We start from the raw sequence: 2,534 nt of genomic DNA on the forward strand, positions 1-2,534 counted from the left end.
GCTTAGCCGCGCGTCCGTCACGGCTAGCTCCATTATCTGAACGATCCGCCGGCGGATCGACACCGAGCGTGACTACACCCTCACGTCGCCGGCGGAATCTCACTCCAGCGTTCGGGAACTCAACCGCTCCGACGCCATGAGCGCGTACAATCGCGCGCGCTTCCTTCGATAGGGCCTCGTCTGGCCCGACGGCGTCTTTGTCCCTGGGCATCATTCATTTGTGCCCGGTAAATCAGAGGCCGTGCCCTCGCGCTCCGAAAGCGCTGCATCAATCATAGTCCTCCAGCCGTAGGCGTTCTCCTCGGGAAGCGCTTCGTGGATGGCCGATACCATCGCCGCCGTTGGCTCGCGCATCGTACGGACAACGTCGAGTGCGGCATTGGTCCATTCTTTCCAGGCGTCGTCATGCCACGCTGGCGATTGGTCGGGATACTCAGTCAGGCATAACCTGCGCGCCACTCGCTCAATCATGCCTTCGGCCACTTAGCTCGACTTTGTACGTTTTTCGTCAGGTCCAGGTCCAGAAAACGCTGTTGTTTGCGATTTGGTCGAGGGCTTGATCGAGGGGTAGGACGCATCCGCCCATGTCGTCGATATCTTCCCATTTCCAGCGATGTGACCAGTAGCCGAGCCTGACTTCGTCATTGATGCCGACGGGCTTGAGGCGAGCGATCGGCGCCTCGGTTGTCAGCAGGTAAAGGTGGTAGGCGCCTTTGTCCTTATACCAGCCGACGCCGCCGCCATTGGCTTCGTCGAACGCTTCGATCCGCAGAACAATTTCGTCGTCTTTCATCGCGTAACTCTGGCTGCCTTCGGGTCACAGCATATCCGATTCAGCTCGCCGCATGGCAACATCCATAGCGTTGCAACTTGTGAAGCTCGGGATTCGAAGCATGGGATGCTCGACCCGGACAAGGCCGTAATCGGCGATCCTGTTCCCTTGATACTGCGCCGGTGGCTGCAGCCGTGGCGCCCCTGCTTCACGGCTCCCAGCTGGGAGCATGTGCTCGTTCTGGTGATGGGCGCCGTGCTGGCAACGGGGAAGCGGACCGTTACCTCCTGCCTGCGCGTGACCGGCCGGGCCGAGGCCGCCAACTTTGCAAGCTATCATCAAATCCTCAATCGCGCCCGCTGGAGTTCCCGTGCCGCGGCGAGGCGACTGCTCGGTATCGTCGTCGAACGGCTTGTCCCCGATGGCCCTGTCGTCATTGGCATGGACGACACCATTGAACGCCGATGGGGACGCCGCATCAGCGCGCGGGGAATATACCGGGACCCGGTGCGCTCCAGTCACGGCCATTTCGTCAAAGCCAGCGGGCTGCGCTGGTTGAGCTTCATGGTGCTCACTCCGGTATCATGGACCAGCCTGATCAAGGCGTTGCCGGTCCTGACGCTGCTCGCCCCTTCGGAGCGATCCAACCGAAGGCGCGGCTGTCGTCACAAATTGCTGACGGACTGGGCGCGGCAAGGTGCACTGCAACTGTCACGATGGCTGCCCGGTCGTCAGATCATCTTCATCGGCGACAGCAGCTTCGCAGTCCATGAACTGGCCCATGCCATCGTACGACGGGCGACACTCATCAGCCGTCTGCGACTGGATGCGAACCTGTTCGCACCGCCTCCAAAAAGAACCGCCTCTTCGCTCGGGCGGCCGGCGCAGAAAGGCCCCGCGTTACCCAAGCTCAAAACGTTGCTGTCCAACCCCGCCACACGCTGGACGAGGATCTTCGTATCCGCCTGGTACGGCCATGCCGGCGGCAAGGCGCTAGAGATCACATCCGGGACCGCTTTGTGGTACAGACCCGGCACTCCGGTGTTGCCGGTTCGATGGGTGCTGGTTCGCGATCCCGACGAAAAGCGCGATCCGCAAGCCTTCTTCAGTACCGACATCACCATCGAGCCCGCCGACATCATCGCCCTATACGTCCGCCGATGGCAAATCGAGGTCACGTTCGCCGAAACCCGCGCTCACTTGGGCGTCGAGACACAGCGCCAATGGACCGACAAAGCCATCGCTCGTACCACGCCCGCACTTCTCGGATTCTACAGCCTCATCTCGCTATGGGCTTGTGATCTTCTCACCAGCACAAGCACGCCTTATGCAGCTGCGTGGTATCGGAAAACCAGCCTGACATTCAGCGACGCCATCGGAGCCGTCCGGCTTCAGTTCTGGGTCGGCGACATTAAATCACACTCCCCGCCGCACCGGGAACCGCAGATAATTCCTTCGTCTCGCCTCGTCCGCATGGCGAACGCACTGTGCTTCGCCACTTAATCGTACAAAGTCGAGCTCAGCGCGCGTCTCGAAACGACGGACGCGCAGATCGTCGCGCCGGATCGCAACGCGCGCCTCGGCGCCGCGCAGTCGTTGCCAGGGTGCCGCGGCGCGCAGCGTGTCGATCAGACTCAACCGCCGCCCGCCGCCGGGCATCCCCGCGCGCGCCGCCAGCGGCCGCCCCCGCGTGCCGGACGTGCGGCGTTCGCCCGCACCACTCGCCCGCACGACCGAGGAGGGTCCCCACCATGTCCACCCT

General features: G+C 62.6%; 3 protein-coding genes. 1 reads left to right on the top strand and 2 read right to left on the bottom strand.

Going from position 1 to position 2,534, the window contains the following annotated elements; translation table 11 throughout:
* Nucleotides 1-210: 210 nt before the first annotated feature.
* The gene (locus tag ACFE65_RS17515) at nucleotides 211-483 is read right to left on the bottom strand and encodes a hypothetical protein (RefSeq protein ID WP_375383642.1); all 273 of its coding nucleotides are present in this window, start codon (nucleotides 481-483) and stop codon (nucleotides 211-213) included.
* A 25-nt stretch (nucleotides 484-508) separates the two neighbouring features.
* Nucleotides 509-793 carry a hypothetical protein gene (locus ACFE65_RS17520; protein WP_375383643.1) on the bottom strand — a complete coding sequence of 95 codons (285 nt, stop codon included), beginning with the start codon at nucleotides 791-793 and terminating at the stop codon, nucleotides 509-511.
* A gap of 105 nt (nucleotides 794-898) precedes the next feature.
* Here ACFE65_RS17520 and ACFE65_RS17525 point away from each other — a divergent pair, with 105 nt between their 5' ends.
* On the top strand, nucleotides 899-2,275 hold the full coding sequence (locus ACFE65_RS17525; protein ID WP_375383644.1) for a transposase: 1,377 nt from the start codon (nucleotides 899-901) through the stop codon (nucleotides 2,273-2,275).
* The last annotated feature ends 259 nt before the right edge of the window (nucleotides 2,276-2,534 follow it).

Source organism: uncultured Sphingomonas sp. (assembly GCF_964237335.1).
In the GTDB taxonomy this organism is placed as follows: Bacteria; Pseudomonadota; Alphaproteobacteria; order Sphingomonadales; family Sphingomonadaceae; genus Sphingomonas.